24 protein-coding genes and 4 pseudogenes are annotated in these 25703 nt (G+C 71.5%); 21 read left to right on the top strand and 7 right to left on the bottom strand.

Annotated elements, in window-relative coordinates; genetic code table 11:
• Positions 1 to 145 precede the first annotated feature (145 nt).
• Positions 146 to 772, bottom strand: coding sequence for a response regulator (locus ABD858_RS26550; RefSeq protein WP_345042051.1), 627 nt, complete (start codon positions 770 to 772; stop codon positions 146 to 148).
• Complete coding sequence (locus ABD858_RS26555) at positions 769 to 1944, bottom strand: sensor histidine kinase (RefSeq protein WP_345042054.1); 1176 nt, start codon at positions 1942 to 1944, stop codon at positions 769 to 771. The genes ABD858_RS26550 and ABD858_RS26555 overlap by 4 nt, the downstream gene beginning before the upstream one ends.
• Before the next feature lie 111 nt (positions 1945 to 2055).
• On the opposite strand from ABD858_RS26555, the gene ABD858_RS26560 reads away from it, so the two are divergent.
• Together ABD858_RS26560 and ABD858_RS26565 are read left to right on the top strand one after the other, a co-directional pair.
• On the top strand, positions 2056 to 3099 hold the full coding sequence (locus tag ABD858_RS26560; RefSeq protein ID WP_345042056.1) for an ABC transporter permease: 1044 nt from the start codon (positions 2056 to 2058) through the stop codon (positions 3097 to 3099).
• Positions 3096 to 3776 carry an ABC transporter ATP-binding protein gene (locus ABD858_RS26565; protein ID WP_345042058.1) on the top strand — a complete coding sequence of 227 codons (681 nt, stop codon included), beginning with the start codon at positions 3096 to 3098 and terminating at the stop codon, positions 3774 to 3776. The genes ABD858_RS26560 and ABD858_RS26565 overlap by 4 nt, the downstream gene beginning before the upstream one ends.
• Before the next feature lie 54 nt (positions 3777 to 3830).
• Here the strand turns inward: ABD858_RS26565 and ABD858_RS26570 are convergent, their stop codons facing one another.
• Positions 3831 to 4634, bottom strand: coding sequence for an IclR family transcriptional regulator (locus ABD858_RS26570; protein ID WP_345042061.1), 804 nt, complete (start codon positions 4632 to 4634; stop codon positions 3831 to 3833).
• Between the two features lie 281 nt (positions 4635 to 4915).
• Here ABD858_RS26570 and allB point away from each other — a divergent pair, with 281 nt between their 5' ends.
• The 3 genes from allB (at position 4916) to ABD858_RS26585 (ending at position 8276) form a co-directional block, all read left to right on the top strand.
• On the top strand, positions 4916 to 6253 hold the full coding sequence (allB, locus tag ABD858_RS26575; protein WP_345042063.1) for an allantoinase AllB: 1338 nt from the start codon (positions 4916 to 4918) through the stop codon (positions 6251 to 6253).
• A 3-nt stretch (positions 6254 to 6256) separates the two neighbouring features.
• Positions 6257 to 7387, top strand: a complete 1131-nt coding sequence (gene alc, locus ABD858_RS26580) for an allantoicase (protein WP_345042065.1) — start codon at positions 6257 to 6259, stop codon at positions 7385 to 7387.
• 271 nt (positions 7388 to 7658) lie between these two features.
• The gene (locus ABD858_RS26585) at positions 7659 to 8276 is read left to right on the top strand and encodes a dihydrofolate reductase family protein (protein WP_345042068.1); all 618 of its coding nucleotides are present in this window, start codon (positions 7659 to 7661) and stop codon (positions 8274 to 8276) included.
• 495 nt (positions 8277 to 8771) lie between these two features.
• On the opposite strand, the gene ABD858_RS26590 is transcribed toward ABD858_RS26585, so the two are convergent.
• On the bottom strand, positions 8772 to 8978 hold the full coding sequence (locus tag ABD858_RS26590) for a hypothetical protein (RefSeq protein WP_345042070.1): 207 nt from the start codon (positions 8976 to 8978) through the stop codon (positions 8772 to 8774).
• 156 nt (positions 8979 to 9134) lie between these two features.
• Between ABD858_RS26590 and ABD858_RS26595 the strand changes: the two genes are divergently transcribed.
• From ABD858_RS26595 to ABD858_RS26610, 4 genes and pseudogenes are all read left to right on the top strand, one after another.
• On the top strand, positions 9135 to 10361 hold the full coding sequence (locus tag ABD858_RS26595) for a sensor histidine kinase (RefSeq protein ID WP_345042072.1): 1227 nt from the start codon (positions 9135 to 9137) through the stop codon (positions 10359 to 10361).
• A complete protein-coding gene (locus ABD858_RS26600) occupies positions 10358 to 11032 on the top strand; it encodes a response regulator transcription factor (RefSeq protein WP_345042074.1) in 675 nt (224 codons plus the stop codon). Before ABD858_RS26595 ends, ABD858_RS26600 begins: the two co-directional genes overlap by 4 nt.
• Positions 11033 to 11168, top strand: a pseudogene (locus ABD858_RS26605) (cytochrome P450); the annotation flags it as partial.
• 32 nt (positions 11169 to 11200) lie between these two features.
• A pseudogene (locus ABD858_RS26610) lies at positions 11201 to 11446 on the top strand (cytochrome P450); the annotation flags it as partial.
• Positions 11447 to 11471: 25 nt separating this feature from the next.
• Here ABD858_RS26610 and ABD858_RS26615 read toward each other — a convergent pair.
• Complete coding sequence (locus ABD858_RS26615) at positions 11472 to 12476, bottom strand: Gfo/Idh/MocA family protein (protein WP_345042077.1); 1005 nt, start codon at positions 12474 to 12476, stop codon at positions 11472 to 11474.
• 157 nt (positions 12477 to 12633) lie between these two features.
• On the opposite strand from ABD858_RS26615, the gene ABD858_RS26620 reads away from it, so the two are divergent.
• From ABD858_RS26620 to ABD858_RS26650, 7 genes are all read left to right on the top strand, one after another.
• Positions 12634 to 13356, top strand: a complete 723-nt coding sequence (locus ABD858_RS26620; RefSeq protein ID WP_345044899.1) for a GntR family transcriptional regulator — start codon at positions 12634 to 12636, stop codon at positions 13354 to 13356.
• Between the two features lie 608 nt (positions 13357 to 13964).
• Positions 13965 to 15110 carry an ROK family glucokinase gene (locus ABD858_RS26625; RefSeq protein WP_345042079.1) on the top strand — a complete coding sequence of 382 codons (1146 nt, stop codon included), beginning with the start codon at positions 13965 to 13967 and terminating at the stop codon, positions 15108 to 15110.
• Complete coding sequence (locus ABD858_RS26630; RefSeq protein ID WP_345042081.1) at positions 15107 to 15700, top strand: hypothetical protein; 594 nt, start codon at positions 15107 to 15109, stop codon at positions 15698 to 15700. The genes ABD858_RS26625 and ABD858_RS26630 overlap by 4 nt, the downstream gene beginning before the upstream one ends.
• 35 nt (positions 15701 to 15735) lie before the next feature.
• The gene (gene pcaDC / locus ABD858_RS26635) at positions 15736 to 17025 is read left to right on the top strand and encodes a bifunctional 3-oxoadipate enol-lactonase/4-carboxymuconolactone decarboxylase PcaDC (RefSeq protein ID WP_345042083.1); all 1290 of its coding nucleotides are present in this window, start codon (positions 15736 to 15738) and stop codon (positions 17023 to 17025) included.
• 12 nt (positions 17026 to 17037) lie between these two features.
• The gene (locus tag ABD858_RS26640; protein ID WP_345042086.1) at positions 17038 to 17676 is read left to right on the top strand and encodes an MBL fold metallo-hydrolase; all 639 of its coding nucleotides are present in this window, start codon (positions 17038 to 17040) and stop codon (positions 17674 to 17676) included.
• A 141-nt stretch (positions 17677 to 17817) separates the two neighbouring features.
• Complete coding sequence (locus ABD858_RS26645) at positions 17818 to 18597, top strand: exodeoxyribonuclease III (RefSeq protein ID WP_345042088.1); 780 nt, start codon at positions 17818 to 17820, stop codon at positions 18595 to 18597.
• A 59-nt stretch (positions 18598 to 18656) separates the two neighbouring features.
• Positions 18657 to 19088 (top strand): DUF6278 family protein, encoded by a 432-nt coding sequence (locus tag ABD858_RS26650; protein WP_345044902.1) that lies wholly within the window; start codon positions 18657 to 18659, stop codon positions 19086 to 19088.
• Positions 19089 to 19301: 213 nt separating this feature from the next.
• Here the strand turns inward: ABD858_RS26650 and ABD858_RS26655 are convergent.
• A pseudogene (locus ABD858_RS26655) lies at positions 19302 to 20429 on the bottom strand (L,D-transpeptidase family protein); the annotation flags it as partial.
• 125 nt (positions 20430 to 20554) lie between these two features.
• Here ABD858_RS26655 and ABD858_RS26660 point away from each other — a divergent pair.
• From ABD858_RS26660 to ABD858_RS26680, 5 genes and pseudogenes are all read left to right on the top strand, one after another.
• Positions 20555 to 21037, top strand: a pseudogene (locus ABD858_RS26660) (peptidoglycan bridge formation glycyltransferase FemA/FemB family protein); the annotation flags it as partial.
• A 72-nt stretch (positions 21038 to 21109) separates the two neighbouring features.
• Positions 21110 to 22540, top strand: coding sequence for an ATP-binding protein (locus ABD858_RS26665; protein WP_345042090.1), 1431 nt, complete (start codon positions 21110 to 21112; stop codon positions 22538 to 22540).
• A complete protein-coding gene (locus tag ABD858_RS26670; RefSeq protein ID WP_345042093.1) occupies positions 22537 to 23013 on the top strand; it encodes a hypothetical protein in 477 nt (158 codons plus the stop codon). The genes ABD858_RS26665 and ABD858_RS26670 overlap by 4 nt, the downstream gene beginning before the upstream one ends.
• Positions 23014 to 23082: 69 nt before the next feature.
• The gene (locus tag ABD858_RS26675) at positions 23083 to 23859 is read left to right on the top strand and encodes an alpha/beta fold hydrolase (protein ID WP_345042095.1); all 777 of its coding nucleotides are present in this window, start codon (positions 23083 to 23085) and stop codon (positions 23857 to 23859) included.
• Complete coding sequence (locus ABD858_RS26680; protein WP_345042097.1) at positions 23856 to 25115, top strand: cytochrome P450; 1260 nt, start codon at positions 23856 to 23858, stop codon at positions 25113 to 25115. The genes ABD858_RS26675 and ABD858_RS26680 overlap by 4 nt, the downstream gene beginning before the upstream one ends.
• On the opposite strand, the gene ABD858_RS26685 is transcribed toward ABD858_RS26680, so the two are convergent.
• Positions 25078 to 25512 (bottom strand): Fic family protein, encoded by a 435-nt coding sequence (locus ABD858_RS26685; RefSeq protein WP_345044904.1) that lies wholly within the window; start codon positions 25510 to 25512, stop codon positions 25078 to 25080. The two genes, ABD858_RS26680 and ABD858_RS26685, sit on opposite strands and share 38 nt — an antisense overlap.
• Between the last annotated feature and the right edge of the window lie 191 nt (positions 25513 to 25703).

The following is a 25703-nucleotide window of genomic DNA, read 5'->3' on the forward strand; positions in this document are numbered from 1 at the left end:
CCTGCAGGTTGTGAGCCGTCGCGCCGCGGATCCGGCGGGGGTGGGAGCTGCCCGCCGGTGGTGCGGGTCTCCGGACGGCCGGGCGGCGCCGCCCGCTGGTGGTCTCCGGACAGGGTGAGGGGTGCCGCCCGGCGCGTGGCTTCGCTCAGCGCCTGATCAGGCGGCGCGCGGTCGCCGCCGCCACCGCCGCCGTCCGTGAGTCGACGCCCAGCTTGGCGTAGATGTGCACGAGATGGGACTTCACCGTCGCCTGGCTGAGGAAGAGCTTCTTGCTGATCTGCTGGTTGGACAGCCCGTCCCCGACCAGCTGCAGCACCTCCAGCTCCCGCTTCGTCAGCGCCTCGGCCGGGGCGCGCATCCGGTCCATCAGCCGGTGCGCCACGGCCGGGGCGAGCGCCGACTGGCCGGCGGCGGCGGTGCGTACCGCGGCGGCGAGCTCCTCGGGCGGGGCGTCCTTCAGCAGATAGCCGGCGGCGCCCGCTTCGACGGCGGCCAGGATGTCGGCATCCGTGTCGTACGTCGTAAGGATCAGCACCCGGGGCGCACCGGGGCGGGCGGTGATCGCGGCGGTGGCCTCCCAGCCGTGCATGCCGGGGCCGAACTGGAGGTCCATCAGGACGACGTCCACCTCCCCGGAGGCCGCGATCTCGACGGCCCGCTCGGCGGTGGCGGCCTCGGCGACCACCTTCAGCCCCGGCTCGGTGTCCAGGACCGCGCGCAGTCCGGCGCGTACCACAGGGTGGTCGTCCGCGAGGAGAAGTCGGATCGTCATACGGAGCCTCCAGTCGGCAGTGGCAGTGTCACGGCGATCGCGGTGCCCTGGCCCGGCGTCGACTCGACGGTGAAGGTACCGCCCAGCGACTCGGCCCGGGAACGCATCGCGGGCAGGCCGAAACCACCGTCCGCGGAGACGACTCCCGCGGGATCGAAGCCCTTGCCGTCGTCGACGACATCCAGCGCGACCGCGGTGCCCATGAAGCTCAGAGTGATCTCGGCCCGGTCGGCCTCCGCGTGCCGGACCGTGTTGGCCAGCGCCGACTGGGCGATCCGCAGCAGCGCCACCTCGTAGGGGGTGGGCAGCTCGGCCGGGGTGCCGCTCACCGAGAAGCGGACCCGCACCCCCGGGGCGCCCGCGCACAGCCGCTCCAGGGCGGCGGTCAGGGAGCCGCTCTCCAGGCCCGGCGGCGCGAGCGCCCGTACGAAACGGCGAGCCTCGGCGAGATTGTCCTGGGCCGCCTCCCGGGCCTGGCGCACATGCGGGACGGCGGGGGAGTCCTCGGGCAGGACACGCTCCGCGGCACGCAGCAACAGCTGGATCGAGGAGAGGCCCTGCGCGAGGGTGTCATGGATCTCCCGGGCCAGTCGCTCACGTTCGGCCAGCGTGCCGGAGTGGCGCTCGGCGGCGGCGAGTTCGGCGCGGGTGGAGATCAGCTCCTCGATGAGCCGGCGGCGGCGCTCGCTCTCCCGGTACAACGCCTCGTACCCGAGGACCGTGGCGACGGCGACGGCCGCGCCGAGCAGCGGGCCGATGAAGGCCCCCGGATTGAGCGGGCCGCCGTGGCCCACGTACGACACGATCGCCGCCGTCGCCGTGGCCGCCACGGCGGGCAGGGAGTGCCGGGGCGGCAGCAGGTGCAGCTCGAGGAAGTACAGCGGGAAGGCCACCCACAGTCCGTCCGCGCTGAGCCACAGGAGCACCAGCCAGGACGCGCCGAGCACGCCGAGCCAGACGGCGGCCGCGGTGCGCGACGTCCGTACGGACGGGAACATCGAGCCCGCCGCGTACACCGCGCCCATCACCACGACCGCGACGACGACGGCCGGGGCGTTCGGGGCGTGGGTCGCCACGGCCCGGACAGCGGCGAGTGCCAGCAGGCCTGCCATCAGCAGATGCAGGCAGAGACGCAGAACGCGGAAGGCGGGAGTGAGTGCACGGGGATCCATGATCTGTCCAGCCTAGGCGGAATCATGCCGTCCGCACTCAATCGAAAGGTTGATTGCCTTGCCATCCGGCGCGCGATGCGCGCGGGGGGCGGGCGCACGCAAGGTGGAGGCATGTTCGTCGCTTCGAGAGATCTGAGGTTCGCCAAGGGGCGCTTCGCGCTCATGGGAACCGTGATCGTGCTGATCACACTGCTGGTCGGGCTGCTGTCCGGGCTGACCGCCGGGCTGGCCAGGGAGAACACCTCGGCCATCGCCGGTCTCCCCGCCGATGCCCTCGCCTTCGCCGAGCCGCCCTCCGGGCAGTCGGTGTCCTTCACCAATTCGTCCGTGCCGGAGCGGGCCTGGCGGGAGTGGCAGCGGCAGCCGGGCGTGACCGGCGCCGAGCCGCTGCGCATCAGCACCGTCAACGCCGCTGCCGGGGACCACACCGCCGCCGTGTCCGTGTTCGGCGTCCGACCGGACTCCGGACTCGCGCCCGAGCCGGTCGAGGCCGGGAAGGCCGTACTCTCCACCCAGGCGGCCGACGACCTGGGCGCCGGTCCCGGGGACACCGTCACGCTGGGCGGAAAGCGAGTGACCGTCGCCGCCGTCGAGGGCGACCACTCGTACAGCCATACGCCCGTCGTGTGGACCTCGCTCGACGGCGACACCGCCACCGTGATCGCCCTGACCACGGGCAAGGGTGCCGATCTCGCCGCCGGCGACAAGGCCGTGGGGACCGAGACCCATACACTCGACGACGCGCTCACCGCCATCGGGTCGTACGAGGCAGAGAACGGCTCGCTCCAGCTGATGCGCGGCTTCCTCTTCGCCATCTCCGCGCTGGTCATCGGAGCCTTCTTCACCGTGTGGACCATCCAGCGCAGCGGCGATGTCGCCGTCCTGAAGGCGCTCGGCGCCTCCACCGGATACCTGCTGCGGGACGCGCTCGGCCAGGCGGTCATCGTCCTCGTCGCCGGTACGGGCCTGGGCACCGCCCTCGCGAGCGCCATCGGCGCGATGGTGGCCGGCAGCGATGTGCCGTTCGTCCTTCAGCCGCTGACCGTGCTCGTTCCTGCCGCCATCATGACCGTCCTCGGGTTGGTCGGCGCGGCCCTCTCCATCCGGCGCATCACCGCCGTCGACCCCCTCACCGCCCTCGGGAGTGCGCGATGACCCTGCTGCTCGATGACGTCACCCTCACCTACCCGGACGGTGACGGCCGGCTCACCGCTCTCGACCGGGTCGGCCTGTCCGTGCCCGCCGGCAACCTGACCGCGGTCGTCGGCCCCTCCGGGTCCGGCAAGTCCAGCCTGCTGGCCGTCGCCGCCACGCTCGTCACCCCCGACTCGGGACGGGTGGTCGTGGACGGTGTCGATGTGGGCCGGCTCGGGTCGGGCGACAAGGCCGCGCTGCGGAGGGACCGCATCGGGATCGTCTTCCAGCAGGCCAACCTGCTGCCTTCGCTGACCGCGGCGGAACAGCTCGAGGTGATGGCCCATATGGCGGGACGCCCGCGGGGTGCGGCGCGCACCCGGGCCCTGGAACTGCTCGACGCGGTCGGCCTCGCCGGGCAGGCCGGACGGCGGCCGCACCAGCTGTCCGGCGGACAGCGGCAGCGCGTCAATATCGCGCGAGCGCTGATGAACGAGCCGGCGGTGCTGCTGGTGGACGAGCCGACGAGTGCGCTCGACCATGAGCGGGGCGCGGCGGTGCTGGAGCTGCTCCTCCGCCTGACGCGCGAGCGCGGCACCGCGACGGTTCTGGTCACGCATGACCGGACGCACCTGGACTCCGCGGACCACGCGGTCACGATGGTGGACGGCCGCCTCGCCGAAGCGGCGGTGCACTGACTCGAACGTCGTCCCGGACAGCCGGGCGGGCTGGATCTTCCAGCCCGCCCGGCTTCACGCCTGTGTGCTCGTGTTCGCCAGGGCCGTGGAGAGGTCCTGCGCGACCTCCTGCAGGATCGGGACGATCTTCTCCGTTGCCGCGTCCGTGACGCGGCCCGCCGGGCCGGAGATGGAGATCGCGGCCGCGGTCGGCGAATTCGGGACCGGGACGGCCAGGCAGCGGACGCCGACCTCCTGCTCGTTGTCGTCCACCGCGTAGCCCGTGCGGCGCACCAGCTCCAGGGCGTCCAGGAAGCCCTCGGGCGTGGTGATCGTCTTCTCGGTCGCGGCCGGCATGCCGGTACGGGCGAGCAGCGCGCGTACCTCCTCCGCCGGCATGTGGGCCAGCAGGGCCTTGCCGACGCCGGTCGAGTGCGGGAGCACCCGTCGGCCGACCTCGGTGAACATACGCATCGAATGCCGTGAGGGAACCTGCGCGACGTACACGACCTCGTCGCCGTCGAGCAGCGCCATGTTCGCGGTCTCGCCGGTCTCCTCGACGAGCCGCGCCAGATAAGGCCGGGCCCAGGTGCCGAGCAGCCGGGAGGCGGACTCGCCGAGACGGATCAGCCTGGGGCCGAGGGCGTAGCGCCGGTTCGGCTGCTGCCGTACGTAGCCGCAGGCGACCAGCGTGCGCATCAGGCGGTGGATCGTGGGCAGCGGCAGGCCGCTGCTGGTGGACAGCTCGCTCAGCCCGACCTCGCCTCCGGCGTCCGCCATTCGTTCGAGCAGATCGAAGGCGCGCTCGAGGGACTGCACGCCACCACTGCTCGCGGCAGGCTTGGAGTCATCGGTGGTGCTGGCGCTCGACGTCGGCACGGCGCGTTCCTTTCAGACTGACAGGCAAGGCAGCAGCCTACCCGGCGGTTGTCCCTCGCACAGGGCCTGTGCCGGGACGTCGTGGCCGGTCAGAGCTGGTTTGTCCGGGGCCCGCCTTCCGTGTGGGCGGAAAACTATATTCTGTAGAATGGAATTCTACTTCCAATCTGTGGAAACTTCCAGAGGGTCCGGGGAGTCTTGACGGGCTTCCGGCCACCCGTGAAGATTCGTTCAACAGAACGTTGAAGTTCCGCTTCGTGGAAGACGGGAAAGGGGCAGGGGTGTCCGACGTGGAACTGGTACTGCGCTCGACGCGCGTCATCACCCCCGAGGGGACGCGCGCCGCATCCGTCGCCGTCGCCGACGGGAAGATCGCCGGCGTGCTGCCGTACGACACCGCAGTGCCGGCCGGTGCACGGCTCGAGGACTTCGGGGGCGACGTCCTGCTCCCGGGCCTCGTCGACACCCACGTCCATGTGAACGACCCGGGCCGTACCGAGTGGGAGGGCTTCCGGACGGCCACCCGCGCGGCTGCCGCCGGTGGCATCACCACGCTGCTGGACATGCCCCTCAACTCCCTGCCGCCGACCACGACCGTGGACCATCTGCGCACCAAGCGTGACGTGGCCCGCAGCAAGGCGCACATCGACGTCGGCTTCTGGGGCGGCGCGATCCCGGACAACGTCAAGGACCTCCGGCCGCTGCACGACTCGGGAGTCTTCGGCTTCAAATGCTTCCTGTCGCCGTCCGGCGTGGAGGAGTTCCCCGAGCTCGACCAGGAGCAGCTGGCCCGCTCCATGGCGGAGATCGCCGGCTTCGGCGGCCTGCTGATCGTGCACGCCGAGGATCCGCACCACCTGGCCGCGGCCCCGCAGCGCAAAGGCCCCAAGTACGCCGACTTCCTTGCCTCCCGGCCGCGCGACGCCGAGAACACCGCGATCGAGGGCCTCATCGCGCACGCCAAGCGGCTGAACGCCCGGGTGCATGTGCTGCACCTCTCCTCCTCCGACGCGCTGCCGCTGATCGTCGCCGCCAAGCGTGAGGGGGTGCGGATCAGCGTCGAGTCCTGCCCGCACTTCCTCACCCTCACCGCCGAGGAAGTCCGCGACGGTGCCACCGAGTTCAAGTGCTGCCCGCCGATCCGCGAGGCCGAGAACCAGGACGCCCTCTGGCAGGGCCTGATTGACGGCACGATCGACTGCATCGTCTCCGACCACTCGCCCTGTACGGCCGATCTCAAGGTCCCCGACTTCGCCGACGCCTGGGGCGGCATCTCCTCGCTCCAGCTGGGCCTGCCGGCGATCTGGACCGAGGCCCGCAGGCGCGGCCGCTCCCCGGAGGATGTCGCCCGCTGGATGTCGACGGCCCCCGCCGAGCTGGCCGGACTGAACCGGAAGGGCGCCATCGAGGCCGGCCGTGACGCCGACTTCGCGGTCCTCGCGCCCGAGGAGACCTTCACCGTCGACCCCGCCGAACTCCACCACCGCAACCAGGTCACGGCATACGCGGGCAGGACCCTGCACGGCGTGGTCAAGTCCACCTGGCTGCGGGGCGTACGCATCGCGGAGAACGGCGTCCTGACCGAGCCCACCGGCAACCTTCTCGAAAGGCGGAGCTGAAAAGTGACGGCACAGCGTCGATCCCCTCTGGCTTCCTTCACCGGTAACGCCAACCCGTACGGAGGCGGCGACCCCTACGCCGACTACCGCACCGCGGACTTCCCGTTCACCGGCTACGCCAACCTCGCCGACCGCTGGCTCGGCGCCGGCGTCATCGCCGCCAACGACGAGTTCTTCGCCCAGCGCGAGAACCTCCTCGTCCCCGAGCGTGCCGAGTTCGACCCCGAGCACTTCGGCCACAAAGGCAAGATCATGGACGGCTGGGAGACCCGCCGCCGCCGTGGCGTCTCCGCCGAGCACCCGTGGCCGACGGCCGATAGCCACGACTGGGCGCTGGTACGCCTGGGTGCCCCCGGCGTGATCCGCGGCATCGTCGTCGACACCGCCCACTTCCGCGGCAACATGCCGCAGGCCGTCTCCATCGAGGCCGCCTCGGTCGAGGGCGCCCCGACGCCCGAGGAGCTCCTCGGCGACGACGTGAAGTGGACGACCCTGGTCCCGCGCACCCCCGTCGGCGGCCACGCGGCCAACGGCTTCGAGGTCACCGTCGAGCAGCGCTTCACACACCTGCGCGTCAACCAGCACCCCGACGGCGGTATCGCCCGGCTGCGCGTGTACGGCGAGGTCGTCCCGGACCCGAAGTGGCTCGCCACGCTCGGTACGTTCGACGTCGTCGCGCTGGAGAACGGCGGCTCGGTCCAGGACGCGTCCAACCGCTTCTACTCGCCGCCCACGAACACCATCAACCCGGGCCGCTCCCGCACGATGGACGACGGCTGGGAGACCGCTCGCCGCCGTGACCAGGGCAACGACTGGATCCGGTATCAGCTGGTCGCCGAGTCCGAGATCCGCGCGGTCGAGATCGACACCGCATACCTCAAGGGCAACTCGGCCGGCTGGGCGTCCCTGTCGGTCAAGACCGGCGAGGACGGCGAGTGGACCGAGTTCCTGCCGCGCACCCGGCTGCAGCCCGACACCAACCACCGCTTCGTGCTGGACACTCCGGCGGCCGGCACCCACGTCCGCATCGACATCTTCCCCGACGGCGGCTTCTCGCGCCTCCGCCTCTTCGGTTCTCTCACGGAGCAGGGCGCGGCGGCGCTGACCGCACGCCACCAGGAGCTGGGCGGCTGAGCCGGACTCCGTCCGGCCGGGCGAAAGGCCCGCGGACAGGGCGGCAACGACACCCGCCCGCGACGTGCGGGGCGCACCGGAATGGCAGCACGGGTACACCCCGCACGCCTGTTTTCTGCCCTATTCGGGCTTGCGGCCCCGTCCGGGGGCCGGAGCGTCCGTCCTCAGTCGCCGGACGGGCCGGAACGTGACGTCCTCCGTCCGTGCGTCGCCGACCGATGAGTTCCGCGCGGCCCTGGAGTCTCAGAAGGAAAGAGAACGGAGAGACACCATGGGCAAGCTGACCCTGACCACTTTCCTGACCCTCGACGGCGTCTACCAGGCGCCCGGCGGACCGAACGAGGATCCCAGCGGCGGATTCGACCTGGGTGGCTGGTCCGTGCCGTACGGGGACGAGGACTTCGGCCGGTTCATGGACGAGGTCTTCGGCCGGGTCGGCGCGTTCCTGCTCGGCCGCCGCACCTACGAGATCTTCGCCGGCCACTGGCCCAAGATGACCGACCCCACCGACCCGGTTGCGTCGAAGCTCAACTCGCTGTCGAAGTACGTCGTGTCGGCCACCCTCGACAAGGCCGACTGGGCAGGCACCACCGTCCTCCGCGGCGACCTGGTCAAGGAGGTCACCGCCCTCAAGGAGCGCACGGACGGGGAACTGCAGATCCACGGCAGCGGCCGCCTCGCACAGTCCCTGATGGTGCACGACCTGATCGACACGGTCCACCTGCTGACCTTCCCCGTCGTCCTGGGCAAGGGCCGCCGCCTCTTCGCCGACGGCGCGCAGCCCACCGCGTTCAGGCATGTTGCGGCCAGGACCACGGGCGCGGGCGTCGCCATCCACACCTACGAACTGGCGGGCCGCCCCGAGTACGGCACGTACGAGGCCGATTGAAACGCGTAGCACTCACATGCCCGGCGATCGCTCCGAATGGGCAGATCCCGATGACCTGGCCTGGCGTGTAGCCCTTACATGCCCGTTCCGGCGCGGTGATCGCTCCGAGTGCGAGCCGGTGAAGTCTCCGCACAGCCCGATCCGTTGGAGATCAGGTCCGTGTCGTCGATCGCCGTACCCGCCTCTGCCCTCGCCCCGCGCCGGACGTGGCTCACCGATCTGCCGGTGCCGCTCGTGGGCGTGGTGTGGGGCGCGAGCTACCTCGCGGCGAAGGGCATCACCACGACGCACACCGTCGTCGCCGTGCTCGTGCTGCGCTTCGCGCTCGTTCTGCCCGTACTGGCCGGCGTCGGCTGGCGCGGGCTGCGGGCGCTGCGCGTGGCACAGTGGCGTGGCGCGGGCCTGCTGGGGCCGGCCGGTGCGGTGCTGGTGCTCGCGGGCACGGCCTGGGGCCGCCGGGCGGCCGACGCGTGTTGGGGGCCGGCTCCCCGGGGACTATGCGTGGTGCCCGCGGTCGGCGGCGATCAGCACGGCGAGGCCGACCACCGCGAGCACGATGCTCGTGTAGACCTCATAGCCGTCCAGGAAGCGCAGGTACCTCACCACGACTCCGTAACCGAACCACCCGGTCCAGGCGTGGACCAGGCTGATGACACCCTGGACGAGCAGTATGAATCCGATGACTTCGGTGAACTTCTTCATGCGGCGAGCCTGGCGTGGCGCGACGGGCCGCGGTATCGGCCGTCGGGCTGCGACGCGGCCGGCCCGCGGCGACCAAAGTCGCGAACTCCTCGACTTCGGTATCGCCCGTCGATCGCGCGGGCCTCGCAGCCGCACAGGCTGCGTAGATTTGTCGATGTGACACGTCCGGAGTACCGCTGGCTGCTGCCGTCGGCCATGGCCGACCCCGACCTCCCCGGGGACCGGGGCGGGCGGCCCCGCCGTACCGTGCGCGACTGGATCGTCGACATCACGGCCCTCCTCCTCGCCGCGGTCATCGGGCTGCTGGCCGCCGAAGCGCTGCGGACCGCCCCGGACTACGGAGGCTCCGTCGCCCTCTTCGACCAGCTGGCCGGCGCCGCGGCATGCTGCGCGCTGTGGGTGCGCAGGCGCCGGCCCGTGGGGCTGGCCGCCACGCTCGTCGTGGTCGGCACGGTCGCACCGGTGGCGTCCGGGGCGACCCTGGTGGCCCTGTTCAGCCTGGCCGTGCACCGGCCGTTCAGACCGGTCGCGGCGGTGGGCGCCGCCGCGCTGCTGAGCGCCGTGATCCAGGCGGTCCTGCGCCCCGACCCGACGATGCCCCTGCTCGTCTCCGCGCTCACCGGCGTGCTGGTGACCGTCCTGGCGATCGTCCTCGGCATGCTCGTACGCTCCCGCCGCCGGCTCTACGTCGCCCTGCGCGAACGCGCACGCCGCGCCGAGACCGAGGCGGAGCTGCGCGCCCAGCAGGCCCAGCGGATGGCCCGCGAGGCCATCGCCCGGGAGATGCACGACGTACTCGCGCACCGGCTGACCCTGCTCAGCGTGCACGCGGGCGCCCTCGAATTCCGGCCCGACGCGCCTCCGGCCCAGGTGGCCAGGGCCGCCGGGGTGATCCGGGACAGTGCCCACGAGGCACTCCAGGATCTGCGCGAGATCATCGGTGTGCTGCGCGCCCCCGATGAGGGGAAGGGCGGCGCGGAGAACCGTCCGCAGCCCACCCTCGCCTCCCTCGACGCGCTGGTCGCCGAATCCCGCGAGGCCGGGATGAAGGTGATCCTCGACAGCCGGGTCGCCGAACCCGCCACGGTGCCCGCCCACACCGGCCGCACCGCCTATCGGATCGCCCAGGAAGCACTCACCAACGCCCGTAAGCACGCGCCCGGCACCGAGGTCACCGTCAGGGTGGAGGGCAGCCCGGGGGAGGGGCTCTCCATCGAGGTGCGCAACCTCGCCCCGGCGGGCCACGTCCCCGAGGTCCCCGGTTCCGGCCAGGGTCTGATCGGGCTCACCGAGCGGGCCACCCTCGCGGGCGGCCGGCTGGAACACGGAACCACCCCCGACGGCGGATTCCGGGTCGCCGCCTGGCTACCGTGGGCCGCATGACCATCAGGCTGCTCATCGTCGACGACGACCCGCTCGTACGGGCAGGACTCGCCCTCATGCTCGGCGGCGCCGAGGACATCGAGATCGTCGGCGAGGCGGCGGACGGCTCGGAGGTGACCGAGCTGGCCGAGCGGCTGGTTCCCGACGTCGTCCTGATGGACATTCGGATGCCCGTCATGGACGGGCTCACCGCCACCGAGGCGCTCCGCCGCCGCGACTCGGCCCCGGAGGTCGTCGTCCTGACCACCTTCCACGCCGACGAACAGGTGCTGCGGGCGCTGCGCGCCGGGGCCGCCGGATTCGTGCTGAAGGACACGCCGCCCGCGGAGATCGTCGACGCGGTACGCAGGGTGGCGGCCGGCGAACCGGTCCTCTCGCCGGCCGTGACACGCCAGCTCATGTCACATGTCACCGAACACGGTCACACCGAGCGGGCGGCCCGGGCACGGCGGCGGCTCGCGGAACTCGCCGAGCGGGAACGCGAGGTGGCCGTCGCGGTGGGCCGGGGCCGGTCCAACGCGGAGATCGCCGCATCCCTCTACGTGAGCGTGCCGACCGTCAAGACCCACGTCTCGCGCATCCTGGCCAAGCTCGGGCTCAACAATCGTGTCCAGATAGCGCTGTTGGCCCACGACGCGGGCCTGCTCGACGAGGACGGCGACATGGCCTGACGGATGGAGGGAGCCCTCGCGATCCGTACGCTGCTGGAGCTGCCCCGGTCTGGCCCTCGCCCCGGACGGCGGCCCGCTCGACTGGCTGCCGGGGCTGCTGATGCGCGGAGTGCGGAAGTTGCCCGTTCGCTGGTGAGAACACCCCAGAGGCTACTCGGCAATCAAGCTGTGCCCGGGGGAGGGGGGAATCACGACCCGTCCCGTTTCGACATCCGGCGTGACGTGCGCGGCCATGTGTCCTTCGGCCACGGCATCCACTACTGCCTGGAGGCACCGTCGGCCCGCCTGGAGGCCCGTATCGCCGTCAAGTCCCTGCTGGAACGCTGCCCGCACCTGGCCACCGACCCGGCGGACCTGGCATGGCGAACGGGCCTGCTGATCCGGGGGCCGGAGAGCCTTCCGGTGCGCTGGTAGGTCCGGGCCGTACGCCGCGCGGGCATCAGTCCTCCGGGATCTCCGCGAGCCGCACCGGGCGGTGCTCGGTGCGGGAGCGCTCGCAGGCCTCGGCGATACGCAGGGCCTGCAGCGCATCTCGTCCGTCGCACGGGTTGGGGATCTCTCCCCGGACGAGCCGGACGAAGGCGTCCAGTTCGGCTTCGTACGCGGGGGCGAAGCGCTCCAGGAAGCCGGGCCAGGGCTTGTCGGCGCGCGGCGGGCCGTGCGGTTCGGTCGAGGCGATCGGCGTACGGTCGTCGAGGCCGGCCGAGACCTGGTCGAGCTCACCGGCCAGCTCCATGCGGACGTCGTAGCCGGCGCCGTTGCAGCGGGTGGCCGTGGCGGTGGCCAGCGTGCCGTCGTCGAGGGTGAGAACGGCGGCGGCCGTGTCGACGTCATGGGCCTCGCGGAACATCGGGGGGCCGGCGTCCGACCCGGACGCGTACACCTCCGTCACCTCGCGCCCGGTCACCCAGCGCAGCATGTCGAAGTCATGGACCAGGCAGTCCCGGTAGAGCCCGCCGGACAGTGGCAGGTACTCGGCGGGCGGCGGGGCCGGGTCTGAGGTGATCGCCCGTACGGTGTGCAGCCGGCCGAGCGCGCCGGACCGTACGAGCTCGCGGGCCGCGGTGTAACCCGCGTCGAAACGGCGCATGAAGCCGATCTGCAGTGTGCTCCCCGCCGCCTCGACCTCGCGCAGGGCGGCCAGTGTGCCCGGCAGGCCGAGCGCGATCGGCTTCTCGCAGAAAGTGGGCAGTCCCGCCCGGGCCGCGCGGCCGATCAGTTCGGCGTGCGAGGAGGTCGCCGTGGCGATCACCACCGCGTCCATGCCCCAGGCGAAGATCTCCTCGACGGAGGGTGCGGCGGTGGCGTGCAGCCGGGCGGCGACCTCGGCCGCCCGCGCCGGTTCGGCGTCCGCCAGCACCAGGGAGCCCACTTCACGGTGGCGTGCCAGCACCGCCGCATGGAAGGAACCGATACGACCCGTGCCGATGAGTCCGATGCGCATGAACCCAAGGTGACGGTGTCGGCACATACTGTCAAGGTTATGTCCTGACAACCGGACTTCCGGACTACAGGACTACCTAAGGTCATTACCGCGGGCTACCCTCCTTGCCGTGTCCCCCAAATCCGCAGCCGACCCCACCGCCTTCCTCCGGCTCAGCGTGGACCGCACCAGCCCGGTGCCGCTGTACTTCCAGCTGTCCCAGCAGCTCGAGGCGGCCATCGAACAGGGCGCCCTCACCCCCGGCAGCCTGCTCGGCAACGAGATCGAGCTGGCAGGCCGGCTCGGCCTGTCCCGGCCCACGGTGCGCCAGGCCATCCAGTCGCTCGTCGACAAGGGCCTGCTGGTCCGGCGCAGAGGGGTCGGCACGCAGGTGGTGCACAGTCAGGTCCGCCGGCCGCTGGTGCTGAGCAGCCTCTACGACGACCTCGAAGCGGCCGGCCGGCGGCCCACCACCCGGGTGCTGCGCAACACCGTCGAACCGGCGGATGCCGAGATCGCCGCCCAGCTCGGGGTGGAGGAGGGCAGCGAGGTCCACCGCATCGAACGGCTCCGCTACGCCCATGACGAGCCCATGGCCCATCTGCGCAATCATGTGCCGGCCGGGCTGCTCACCCTGGACAGCGGCCGACTGGAGGCCACCGGCCTCCACCGGATGATGCGGGCCGCGGGCATCACCCTGCACAGCGCCCGGCAGTCGGTGGGCGCCGTCGCCGCGGCCTCCGAGGAGGCGAGGCTGCTCGAGGAGCCGGAGGGCGCGCCGCTGCTGACGATGCAGCGTACGACCTTCGACGACACCGGCCGGGCCGTGGAGTACGGCTCGCACTTCTACCGGGCCTCCCGCTACTCCTTCGACTTTCAGCTGCTCGTCAGGTCCTCATAATGTTCTGACAAAGCATGGACGGGGCGTGTGACCGCCGCTGGTGCTGTGACCGGAAAGGTTCACCGGCTCGCGACTCCCCCAGCTACCGCTGGGAGGTGCCCCCAGGCACGGCACCTCTCCCCCGTGGCCCTTCGGGCACGGGAGGTACCCCCACCGTTGTCGCATCGCGCGAGTACGGCCGAGTACGAGCTGTGATGCTCCGCCTTGCGATGCACCGCACCTGGGGGCACCTCTGGCGGCACCCCGGGGGCACCCTGGGGGCACCCCCAGCGGTAGCTGGGGGAGGTAGCTGGGGGAGGTAGCTGGGGGAGGTAGCTGGGGGAGCCGCGAGCTTCCCGGCAAACCTTTCCGGCCACAGCACTAGAACGGCCGGCGGCAGTGAGCTGGAGGAAATCGGCCACGAACTGGCACGCGCCCCCGGTGACGCGGCCGCCTGGGCGGAGCGCGCCGGGAGCGCGTGCCGCCGCCTTCGGGCTCCGCGGTGGCAGAATCGGGCACGCGGGCGCCGTCCGCCGCCGGCCTTGCCGGTTCCGCCGCGATCACGCAGGGGCGACAGTACTCGTGCGAGCACCCGCACCCACCGCCACCGGACGAACGGGGGCCGCCCGATGAGTTCGAGTACCTACCGCGGAACCACCCCGGGTACCGTCCTGCGGACCATCGGCACGCGGGAGCGCCGCTCGCACCTCACCGCGCCCCGCGTTCCCACCGTCGGCATCGACATCGGCGGTACGAAGGTGATGGCCGGAGTCGTCGACGCGGACGGCGCCATCCTCGAGAAGCTCCGCGCGGAGACGCCGGACAAGTCCAAGAGCCCCCAGGTCGTCGAGGACACCATCGTCGAGCTGGTTCTCGACCTCTCCGACCGCCACGATGTACACGCGGTCGGCATCGGTGCGGCCGGCTGGGTCGACGCCGACCGCAGCCGCGTCCTGTTCGCCCCACACCTGGCCTGGCGCAACGAACCCCTCCGGGACGCGCTCCAGGACCGGCTCGCCGTTCCCGTCATGGTCGACAACGACGCCAACGCCGCCGCCTGGGCGGAGTGGCGGTTCGGGGCCGGCCGGGGCGAGGACCATCTCGTCATGATCACCCTCGGCACCGGCATCGGTGGCGCGATCCTCGAGAACGGCCAGGTGAAGCGGGGGAAGTACGGGGTCGCGGGAGAGTTCGGTCACATGCAGGTCGTCCCCGGCGGCCACCGCTGCCCCTGCGGCAACCGCGGCTGCTGGGAGCAGTACAGCTCCGGCAACGCCCTCGTCCGGGAGGCCCGCGAACTCGCCGCGGCCGACTCCCCGGTCGCGTACGGCATCATGGAGCGGGTCAAGGGCAGCATCCCGGACATCACCGGACCGCTCATCACCGAACTGGCGCGCGAGGGCGACGCCATGTGCGTGGAGCTCCTCGAGGACATCGGCCAGTGGCTCGGCGTGGGAATAGCCAACCTGGCCGCTGCCCTCGACCCGTCCTGCTTCGTCATCGGCGGCGGCGTCAGCGCCGCCGACGATCTGCTCATCGGCCCGGCCCGGGACGCCTTCCGGCGTCATCTGACCGGCCGCGGCTACCGGCCCGAGGCCCGTATCGCCAAGGCCCAGCTCGGCCCCGAAGCAGGTATGGTCGGCGCGGCGGACCTGGCCAGGCTGGTGGCCCGCCGCTTCCGGCGCGCCAACCGCCGCCGCGTCGAGCGTTACGAGCGTTACACCCAGGCCTTCCGCGACACGAGCACCACCGGCACCACCCAGGGATCCGCATGAAGACAACGGTCGAACGTCCGAACGTGCCGCAGACCCCGTCCCCCGGCCACGGAAACCCGCCCGTGGAGGACCGGCGCCATATGATCCGCCGCCGTTGGCTGACCGCGCTCGTCATCGTGCTGCTCATCGGCATCCCGGCCGGCTATCTGGTGATCTCCGCCGAGCAGAGCCGGGACAGCGGCCGCGTCAAGGCCGCCAAGGTCGCGACCGACGGCCTCCAGGACGGCAAGCCCTCCAAGGTCCAGCGCAGCATCTACGAGGTTCCGCTCCCCAAGGGCGCCGAGGACGTGGCGTACTACGAGACCAACAACTGGAAGGTCAGCCGGCTCCATATGCGGTTCCGCACCACCGAGAGCGGGCTGAGCTGGTTCCTCCACGAGGTCGGCACCAGTCCCGCCGCCCTCGAGCCCGGCCGGGTCACGATCGCCTCCGCCGACGCCCAAACCGTCCGCTGGACCTTCGGCCCCGACCGCGCATGGGCCGGCACCACCCACCGGCAGCCCGCCCCACGGCCCAACCAGGACATCACCGTCGACCTGACCGACCCCTCCGCTCCCGTCGTGTACGTCGTCTCCACAGCCACCCCCTGAACCACGGCGCGGTCCGCGCCTCATAGGGTGAAGCGGTGAGTGAGACGAAGACCCTCCAGTACCGGATCGACGGCCCCGAAGACGCACCCGTCCTCGTGATCGGCCCCTCGCTCGGCACCACGGGGCACATGTGGGACCGGCAGATACCCGAGCTGGCCGCCACCTGGCGGATCCTCCGCTTCGACCTGCCCGGTCACGGCGGCGCCCCGGCGTATCCCGCCACCTCGATCTCCGAGCTCGCCGACCGCCTGCTCGCCACCCTCGACGGGCTCGGCGTGCAGCGCTTCGGATTCGCGGGCTGCTCCATCGGCGGCGCGATCGGCGCCGACCTCGTACTGCGTCATCCGCACCGGGTCGCCTCACTCGCCCTGGTCGCCGCCTCACCGCGGTTCGGCACCGCCGACGACTTCCGGCAGCGCGGTGTGATCGTGCGAACCCACGGTCTCGACCCGATCGCCCGCACCTCGCCCGAGCAGTGGTTCACCCCGGGCTTCGTCGCCGCGCAGCCCGCCATCGTCGAGTGGGCCGTGCAGATGGTCCGCACCACCGACCCCGGCTGCTACATCGCGGCCTGCGAGGCGCTGGCCGCCTTCGACATCCGCGCCGATCTGGGCCGTATCGGCGTACCCACCCTGGTGCTGGTCGGCGCGGACGACACGATCACCGGGCCCGCCGAGGCGCGCACCCTGGTCGCCGGCATCCCCGACGCCCGGCTCGCGCTGGTGCCCGGAGCCTCCCACCTGGCTCCCATCGAGCAGCCGGCCGCCGTCACCGACCTCCTCGTACGGCACTTCTCCGACGCCTGGCACGACACGCTCGGGGCGATCCCCGCGCCGCCCGCGCCGCCCGCCCCGCCGGTGCTGCCGCAGCCCGTGATGCCCGTCGCCGAGATCGGCCCCGTCCACAGCGCGCCGCCCGCCCCCGCGCCTGCCGGGCACGGACGCCCCGACCCGTACGACACGGGGATGAAGCTGCGCCGCGAGGTGCTCGGCAACGCCCATGTCGACCGGGCCGTCGAGGACGCCGACGAGTTCACCGCCGACTTCCAGGAGCTGGTCACCCGCTACTCCTGGGGCGAGGTGTGGGCCCGGGAGGGGCTGGACCGCCGCACCCGCAGTTGCGTCGCCCTGACCGCGCTGGTTGCCGGCGGCCACCTGGACGACCTGGCCGTCCACACCCGCGCCGCGCTGCGCAACGGGCTCACACCCGGCGAGATCCGCGAGCTGCTGCTCCAGACGGCCGTCTACTGCGGCATGCCGGCCGCGAACGCCGCCTTCAAGGTGGCCCAGGCCGTCATACGGGAGGAGACCACGCCCCGGCCGTAGCAGGATGGTCCCATGACGATCACGCTGACGAAGAAGAGCCACTCATGCGTCCGGCTGGAGAAGGCCGGACGTGTGCTCGTCATCGACCCGGGCGGCTTCGGCGAGCAGGACGCCGCGGTCGGCGCCGACGCCGTCCTGGTGACGCACGAGCACCCCGACCACTTCGACGAGATGCGGCTGCGGGTCGCGATGGAGGCGAACCCGGGCGCCCGGATCTGGACACTGCGCAGCGTCGCCACGCAGATCTCGGCGGCCTTCCCCGGCCGGGTGCACACGGTCGGCGACGGCGACACCTTCAGCGCGGCCGGGTTCGACGTCCAGGTCCACGGCGAGCTGCACGCCGTCATCCACCCCGACATCCCGCGCATCACCAACGTCGGCTATCTGGTGGACGGTTCGGTCTTCCACCCGGGAGACGCGCTGACCGTGCCCGATCATCCGGTGGACACGCTGATGCTCCCGGTGATGGCCCCGTGGAACAAGATCTCCGAGGTCATCGACTATGTGCGGGAGGTGCGGCCGCGGCGCGCGATCGACATCCACGACGCCCTGCTGACCGATCTGGCCCGGCCGATCTACGACCGGCAGATCGGAGAACTGGGCGGCAGCGACCACGGCCGGCTGGCCGTCGGGGCGACGACCGAGCTCTGACTGTCAGTGCCGGGCGGTAGTTTTGGGTACGTGCCGCCGCTCCGCACACCGTGAGGAAAACTCGTGCGCATCGCGACGTGGTCGCGATCCTCGGCTGCCGCCAGACGGCAACCGCCATTCCGTGAACAGTAGAGGTGTCAAGTGCGTGTAGCCACCTGGAACGTCAACTCGATCACCGCCCGGCTGCCCCGGCTGCTGGCCTGGCTGGAGAGCACCGGCACCGATGTGCTGTGCATCCAGGAGACCAAGACCGGCGAGGAGGGCTTTCCCGCCGCCGAGCTGCGCGAGCTGGGGTACGAGTCCGCGGTCAACGCCACCGGCCGGTGGAACGGCGTGGCCCTGGTCTCCCGTGTCGGCCTGGAGGACGTGGTCAAGGGCCTGCCCGGCGGGCCCGACTACGAAGGTGTGCAGGAGCCGCGTGCCATCTCGGCCACCTGCGGCCCGCTGCGGCTCTGGTCGGTGTACGTGCCGAACGGCCGGGAGGTCGGGCACGACCACTACGGGTACAAGCTGAGCTGGTTCGAGGCGCTGAGGGCAGCCGTCGCCGCGGACGCCGCGGGGCAGCGGCCGTTCGCGGTGCTCGGCGACTTCAACGTGGCACCCACCGACGCCGACGTCTGGGACCCGGCGGTCTTCGAGGGCCAGACGCATGTCACCCCGGCCGAGCGTGCGGCGCTGACGGCGCTGTGCGAGGCGGGCCTGTCGGACGTGATGCCCCGTCCGCTCAAGTACGACCACCCCTTCACGTACTGGGACTACCGTCAGCTGTGCTTCCCCAAGAACAGGGGCATGCGCATCGACCTGGTGTACGGCAACAAGCCGTTCACGACGGCCGTCAAGGACAGCTATGTCGACCGTGAGGAGCGCAAGGGCAAGGGGGCGTCCGACCATGCCCCGGTTGTCGTCGATCTGGAGGTCTGACGCGGCGGGGGCGCGCGCCCTGTGGTGGACCGGTGTACCTGGATGGGAGGCTGGGCGGCGTGAACATCCCTTTCTTGGACAACTGGCGCAGGAAGCATGAGGCGGCCGGGCCGGCGGAGGCGGTCGACGCCGACCCGGAGGGGGTGGCGCAGCTGCTCGCGGAGTGCGAGCTGCTGCGCGTCCGAGCGGGCCGGGCCGGCCTCGTACTCGACGACTCGCCCACCTCGCTGGCGGCCCTGGACCAGCTGCCGCCGCACTGGCGCGACGACCCGGAGGAGGTGCCCTGGGTGGGCAACGACGCGGGCCTCTACCTTGGGACCGTGATCGTCCGTACCGTCCCGGGGGCGGCCTGGCATGTGCTGCCGGGAGGCCACCCGATGGTCCGGCTGGCCTCCGGCCGCGAGGTCGATGTGGTGGAGGCCGGGCTGGACTGGGCGGTCTGCGGATCGCCCGAGCTCTCCCGGGTGTACGCGGAGGCCGCGGAGGCCTGATGCCGGCCGCGTTGTCCGACGGCGCCGATGGTGTGTGACGTCAGCTGTGCGTGCCGCCGTGCAGCGCGCTCTGGCCTGCCACTCGGCCCAGGACAGGTTCCACTCGCCGAAGCCGTTGTTCAGCGCGACCGTGCCCTTGGTGTCCGCGCCCTTGATCTCGAACGGGTCGCCGGGCTGGGCCTCCCGGAAGAGGGCCGCCGCGTTCTCGTCGCTCATCCCGATGCAGCCGTGGCTGCGGTTGGCGTTGCCGAAGTACGCGGCGTTCCACGGAGCGGCATGCGCGTACATGCCCGACCAGGTCAGCCGCATCGAGTACGCGACGTCCTTGTTGTACGCATCGCCGAAGCCCACCGTCTCGGAGTTCATCTTGACCGTGCCCTCCTTGGCGATGAGGACGGCGGTGCCCTTCCAGGACCTCTGGTCGCCGCCGGGCGTGCCGCCGGAAACGGGGATCTTCCGCACCTGCTTGCCGTCGCGCAGCAGTGTGAGCTGTTTGCTGTCCAGGTCCACCTTGATCACCTGCTGCTTGCCGACGGTGAATCCGGCGCCGTAGTCGCGTACGAACCAGCCGCCGGACGAGCCCGAGTCGACGCCCTTCAGTTCGGCGGTCAGCTTCACCTTCGTGCCGGGCTTCCAGTAGTCCCTGGGGCGCCAGTCCACCCGGTCCCGGCCGGAGTAGTCGCGCATCCAGCCCCACGATCCCTCGGTGTTGTCGGACGTGGTCACCTTGAGGTGCTTCTCGACCTCGGCCTTGTTCTTCACCGGGTTGTCGAAGACGAGCGAGATCGGCTGGGCGACGCCGACCGTGGCCCGGTCGCCGGGCCGCCAGTCGACCTTGTTGACCTTGTCGGCGGTGACGGTGGTGAAGGAGGCCCGGGCGGAGCCCGCGGCGCCGCCCTTCGACTCGGTCTTCGCGGTGACGCTGTAGGCGGTGCCGGGCAGGGCGTTGCGGTCCGAGGTCCAGGTCGTTCCGTCGGGGGCCAGTCTGCCGGTGAGCGTCCCTCCCTCGGAGTCGGCGACCGTGACCGAGGTCAGCCTGCCGTCTGCTGCGGTGACCTTCACCGGCTGACCGGGCCGCGCCTTGTCGCCCCGGAGGTTCACCGAGACCGTGGCTGGGGTGTCGGGAGTGTCGGCCGCCGCCTTCGCGTCCGGACTGCCGGTGCCGCCTGAGCAGGCGGACAGGACGACGGCGAGTGCGGCGCTGCCCGCGATCGCGGCAGTCGGGTAGTACCGGCGTATATGACTCAACGGGAAACCTCCGTGCGAAATCCGTCCACAGGGGGAGAGGTGATACCGCGACTGTAGGTCGCGCGTTCCCCGGAAGATCCCCGGAATGCCCATGTGACGGAGAACGCATAAGAACGGTCATGGTCCGGTCACATTCGCAGCTCGGACCGGTCATGGACGGCTGTGAGCATCCTGCGCATCCCCGATGAACGAACGGGGCGAACAGGGAGGTCACTGTCGTGTCTGCACTGCTCGTGACAGCCGGCGAGGGCCAGGACGTGGAAATCCGCGGCCTCGACGCCGACGAACACCGGGCGTTCCTGGACATGCATCCAGGAGCGAGCTTTCTGCAGTGCCCTGCCTGGGCCGGAGTGAAGGACCAATGGCGCTCGGAAATCCTCGGCTGGGCCGGTGAGTCCGGCGAACTGTCCGGAGCCGCGCTGGTGCTGCTGCGTCAGTTCCCCGGCACCCGCAAGTACTTCGCCTATCTCCCCGAGGGGCCCGTCGCCGACTGGGCCGACCCCGACATCGACCGCTGGCTCTCTCCGCTGCTGCGCCATCTGCGGCGGCTCGGCGCCTTCGCCGTACGCATAGGACCGTCCTCCGCGTACCGGCGCTGGGACGCGCACCGGATCAAGTCGCTCACCGGCCGCGGCCGCCGCATCAGCGACGTACTGGCCTGCGAGGTCGACCCGCTCGGCACCGCCGTCGCGGAACGGCTCATGCCGGGCAGCCCCCGCTACATCCAGACCATGCGTGGCTTCGGCTACCGCTTCGGCCCCCTGTGATCCTCCATGAGACTCAACGCCCGCATCGGTCTGCGCACCCGCCTCGTCCTGGCCTTTCTGCTGGTCGCCGCCATCAGTGTGGTCACGACCGCCGCCCTCACCTACCGCGCGGCACGCACCGCCGTCCTCGAACAGGCGCAGGACACCGCGGTCTCCCACTTCCGCGACCAGGTCGCCCTCACCGGACACACCCTGCCCGCGACACAGGAAGAGCTGCGGGAGACCTGCGTCTTCCTCGCCGGCACCGGTAAGCCCCACACCTGGACGGTGTTCGCCGAGTACGGCACGCTGACCGCCTCCTCCAGCGACCGGCCCACCTCCACCGTCCTCACCCCCGAACTGCGGCGCAGCGCGCACGCCACGCACGGCTCCTTCCAGCGAGTCGTCAAGGACGGAAAACCGTATCTCACCATCGGCATGCCCACCGTCACCGTCTTCACCGTCGGCGCCAACACCGTGCCCACCGGCCTCGTCTTCTACGCGGTGATGCCGCTGACTGCCGAGGAGGGCAATGTCCAGGCCATGGTCACGGCGGCCCGGGACGGCGCCGTGCCCGCGCTCGCCCTCGCCCTCGTGCCCGCCCTGCTCGCCGCGCGCAGCGTACTCCGGCCCGTACGCGACCTCAGACGGGCCGCGAGGGAAATGGGCGCCGGCAGACTCGACACCCGTATCGAAGTGAAGGGCAGCGACGAACTCGCCGACCTCGCCTGGACCTTCAACGAGTCCGCGGTCGCCCTGGAACGTTCCGTCGCCGAGCTCCGCGCTGCCGAGGCGAGGGCCAGACGCTTCGCCTCCGACGTCTCCCACGAACTGCGCACCCCGCTCACCGGGATGCTCGCCGTCACCGAAGTCCTCGACGAGGACGCCGAGCAACTGGACCGCGACACGGCGGCGGCCGTGCGTCTCATCAGCACCGAGACCGGCAAACTCGCCGTCCTCGTCGAGGATCTGATGGAAATCTCCCGTTTCGACGCGCGTGCGGCCGAACTCAACCTCGACGAGGTCGATGTCGCCGAGACCATCCGCAAGACCCTTCACCACCGGCACTGGACCGACGGCCAGGTCGTCACCGACCTTCCCGACGGCATCCGGGCCACCGTCGACCCCCGGCGTTTCGACATCGTCGTCGCCAACCTCGTCGGCAACGCCCTCCGGCACGGCGCCCGGCCCGTGACGGTCCGGCTGCGCAGCGACGGCCGCCGGCTGCTGATGGAGGTCGCCGACAGCGGCCCCGGCATCCATCCCGACGTCCTGCCGCACATCTTCGACCGCTTCTACAAGGCCGACGCCGCTCGCACCCGCTCCGTGGGCTCCGGCCTCGGGCTCGCCATCACCCTGGAGAACGTACGACTCCACGGCGGCACCGTCCACGCCGCCAACCGGCCGGCGGGCGGCGCCGTCTTCACGGTGGAACTCCCGCTGGAGGCCGCACCGTGAAGCCGCGTATCACCGCCGTGCTCGCCCTGTCCCTGCTGCTCACCGGATGCGGCATACAGTCGACCGATGTCGTCGAAGCGGGCGACCCGGCCCGGGCCCACGTGAACGCGCCCGCGGCGGGCAGGATGCTGCTGTTCTTCCTGTCCCCGAACGGTGAACTGATGCCGGTCACCCGGTCCGTCGGCGGGCCCGTCGAGGCCGGCAAGACGATCGCCGCGCTCCTGGCGGGACCGGTCGAGCAGGAACGCGCCGCCGGCCTGGACACGGCGCTGCCGCGGCACGGCCTCCCTGTACGGATCGAGGACGCGGGAGACGGTGTGCGCGTCTACGTCGGGTTCGACGTCACCGGCCTGTCGGGGTCCGCCCACCGCCAGCTGGTGTGCACGGCGGCGTACGCGGGGGAGGGGGACGGGCTGCTGGAGGTGACCGTCGTCGGCACCGACGGCACACTGCCGCCGGACCGCTGCCGATGACGTGGTTCGCGGTCCTGCGGACGCGGGTAGGCAGAGGGCACCCTCCACCCGCACGTCGACGGAGACCCAGTGGCCCCCTTCGTACTTCCGCACCGGCTGCACGGCGACGGACCGCACCGGGTCTTCGCCGTGCACGGCTGGCTCGCCGACCGTGACGCCTATGCGCCGGTGCTGTCGGACCTCGACCTCGACTCCTTCCGCTATGCAGTCGTGGACCTGCGCGGATACGGCGAGGCCAGGCAGACCCCCGGCGAATACACCACCCGCGAGGCCGCGGACGACCTACTCGCCCTCGCCGACCGGCTGGGCTGGGACCGCTTCTCGGTCGTCGGCCACTCCATGGGCGGCTCCGTCGCCCAGCGCGTCCTGGCCGCCGCACCGGGACGGGTGCGCCGGATCGTCGGCGTCTCACCGGTACCGGCCAACGGCCTGCCGCTGCCGCCCGAGCAGTGGGAGCTCTTCGCCTCAGCGGCCGAGCGCCCGGAGAACCGACGCGCCATCATCGACATCACCACCGGGGGCAACCGCCCCGCCGCCTGGCTCGACCGGGTGGTCCGGCACTCCGTGGAGCGAAGCGACGCCAAGGCGCTCCGTGCCTGGCTCGACTCCTGGACGGGCGACGACTTCCACACCGAGATCGACGGCAGCACGGTCCCGGCCCTCGCGGTCGCCGGCGCACTCGACCCGGCGCTGAGTGCCGAACTGATGCGTCAGACCTGGCTGCGCTGGTATCCCCACGGCGAACTCGTCGAACTCCCCGGCGCGGGCCACTACGCCATGGACGAGACCCCGCTCGAACTCATCCGGACCGTCGAGGACTTCCTGCGTGCGGACGCCGCGGAATGACCGCGGACGTCTTCGACCCCCGCCTCTACGCCCGCGGTCTGCCCCACGACGCCTACCGGGAGCTGCGCGAGCGGCACCCGGTGGCCTGGCAGGACGAGTACGGGGTACTGGGCTGGCCGGCCGGTCCGGGCTTCTGGGCGGTCACACGGCACGCCGATGTCGTCAGCGTCCTGAAGGACGCCCGCACTTTCTCCTCCCATCTGGGCGCGACCCAGATCCGGGACCCGGACCCGGCGGACCTCCCGTTCATCCGCCGGATGATGCTCAACCAGGACCCTGCCCCTACGCCCTCACGGGCGTGGGGGGACCCCCAGGGCCACGGCCGGCTGCGCCGCCTGGTCAGCCGCGCCTTCACCCCGGCCCGTATCGACCGCTTCGCCGCGGTCGCCCGCGAACGGGCCGGAACGCTCCTGGCCGCCGCCCGTGAGACGGCGACTGACGGCACCGTCGATCTGGTGAAGGCCGTCACCGACGAATACGCCCTGCTCAACCTCACCGACCTGCTGGGCGTGCCGAAGGACGACCGCGGCCTCCTCCTGGACTGGACCGAACGCGTCATCGCCTACCAGGACACCGATGAGCCCCCGGTCCTCGACGCGGACGGCCGCCCGGTCAACCCGCGTTCACCCGCGATGCTGGCGGAGATGTTCCGTTACGCGCAGGAGCTGGCTGCCCACAAGCGCCGCCACCCCGAAGACGACGTGATGACCTCGCTGGCCCACTCCGAACTCGCCGACGCCGAACTGGAGATGTTCTTCTTCCTCCTCACGGTGGCGGGCAACGACACGGTCCGCAGCGCGGCCCCCGGCGGCTTCCTGGCCCTGGCGGAACACCCCGACGAGCAGCGCCGCCTGCGTAAAGCCGAGGCCGCCGTCGACACCGCGGTGGACGAACTCCTGCGCTGGCACCCGCCTGTCCTGTCCTTCCGCCGCACGGCGACGGCCGATACCGAACTCGCCGGGCAACGCATCCGCGAGGGCGACAAGGTCGTCGTCTTCCACGCCTCGGCCAACTACGACGACCGTGCCTTCGGCGACCCGCACCGCCTCGACCTGTCCCGCACCCCCAACCCCCATGTGTCCTTCGGTGACGGCCCCCATGTCTGCCTCGGCGCCCACTTCGCCCGCCTCCAGCTGCGCATCCTCCACGAGGAGGCCCTGCGCACCCTCCCGCCCTACAATCCGGCGGCCGAGCCCCGCCGCCTGGTCTCCAACTTCATCAACGGCCTGAAGAGCCTGCCGCTCCGGCTCGGGTAGGGCTTGAACAGTGCGAGGCTGCGCGGCCGGCCGTGTGGCGAATCAGGATTTCGAGAAGACGCACGAGTTCCGATGCACTGTCCGCGCAGTCTGCTCTTCGGGCCAAGGCTGACAGGGGGCCGAGGTGGTCGAGGACCACGCCTTCCCGGGCCAGGACGAAGACCAGCGCCAGCAAGGCAGCTCGCGCGTTGCCATCGGCGAACGGATGGAAGAAACATACATCCAGGTATGTGCGGGCAGCACGAGAGGACAGCGAAGTCCTCTTTGCGGGCACCGACCTGTTCTCGGCCAGGCACCCGTCGAACATGTCACGGGTGGCGCCGTCGATGCCGTAGCGTTCCCGTCCTTGTTTCGCGAACGCCGGAACGTCCCGGAACGGGACCTCCTTCGAACCCATTACCTCTCGCTGCCAGCCGGAGAGCAGGGAGAAGGTCAATTCCCGCTGTTCCGCCGCGTCCTGCCGTACGTGTTCCAGTGCGGCCAGCAGCCCAGCAGCCCAGCGGCACGGCGCGGCGAACGAGCGTGCTCAACAGTGCGGAAGTGGTGGGCGGCTCCATCCCGACCGCTGGAGGCCGCCGGCCAGTGCGT

This window comes from Streptomyces sannanensis, assembly GCF_039536205.1.
Lineage (GTDB): Bacteria > Actinomycetota > Actinomycetes > Streptomycetales > Streptomycetaceae > Streptomyces > Streptomyces sannanensis.

Excerpts from the sequence above, each read along its gene's own strand:
- ABD858_RS26550 (WP_345042051.1), bottom strand. The coding sequence starts at position 772 with ATGACGATCCGACTTCTCCTCGCGGACGACCACCCTGTGGTACGCGCC.
- ABD858_RS26555 (WP_345042054.1), bottom strand. The coding sequence starts at position 1,944 with ATGGATCCCCGTGCACTCACTCCCGCCTTCCGCGTTCTGCGTCTCTGC.
- ABD858_RS26560 (WP_345042056.1), top strand. The coding sequence starts at position 2,056 with ATGTTCGTCGCTTCGAGAGATCTGAGGTTCGCCAAGGGGCGCTTCGCG.
- ABD858_RS26565 (WP_345042058.1), top strand. The coding sequence starts at position 3,096 with ATGACCCTGCTGCTCGATGACGTCACCCTCACCTACCCGGACGGTGAC.
- ABD858_RS26585 (WP_345042068.1), top strand. The coding sequence starts at position 7,659 with ATGGGCAAGCTGACCCTGACCACTTTCCTGACCCTCGACGGCGTCTAC.
- ABD858_RS26590 (WP_345042070.1), bottom strand. The coding sequence starts at position 8,978 with ATGAAGAAGTTCACCGAAGTCATCGGATTCATACTGCTCGTCCAGGGT.
- ABD858_RS26600 (WP_345042074.1), top strand. The coding sequence starts at position 10,358 with ATGACCATCAGGCTGCTCATCGTCGACGACGACCCGCTCGTACGGGCA.
- ABD858_RS26615 (WP_345042077.1), bottom strand. The coding sequence starts at position 12,476 with ATGCGCATCGGACTCATCGGCACGGGTCGTATCGGTTCCTTCCATGCG.
- ABD858_RS26625 (WP_345042079.1), top strand. The coding sequence starts at position 13,965 with ATGAGTTCGAGTACCTACCGCGGAACCACCCCGGGTACCGTCCTGCGG.
- ABD858_RS26630 (WP_345042081.1), top strand. The coding sequence starts at position 15,107 with ATGAAGACAACGGTCGAACGTCCGAACGTGCCGCAGACCCCGTCCCCC.
- ABD858_RS26640 (WP_345042086.1), top strand. The coding sequence starts at position 17,038 with ATGACGATCACGCTGACGAAGAAGAGCCACTCATGCGTCCGGCTGGAG.
- ABD858_RS26665 (WP_345042090.1), top strand. The coding sequence starts at position 21,110 with ATGAGACTCAACGCCCGCATCGGTCTGCGCACCCGCCTCGTCCTGGCC.
- ABD858_RS26680 (WP_345042097.1), top strand. The coding sequence starts at position 23,856 with ATGACCGCGGACGTCTTCGACCCCCGCCTCTACGCCCGCGGTCTGCCC.
- ABD858_RS26685 (WP_345044904.1), bottom strand. The coding sequence starts at position 25,512 with ATGGGTTCGAAGGAGGTCCCGTTCCGGGACGTTCCGGCGTTCGCGAAA.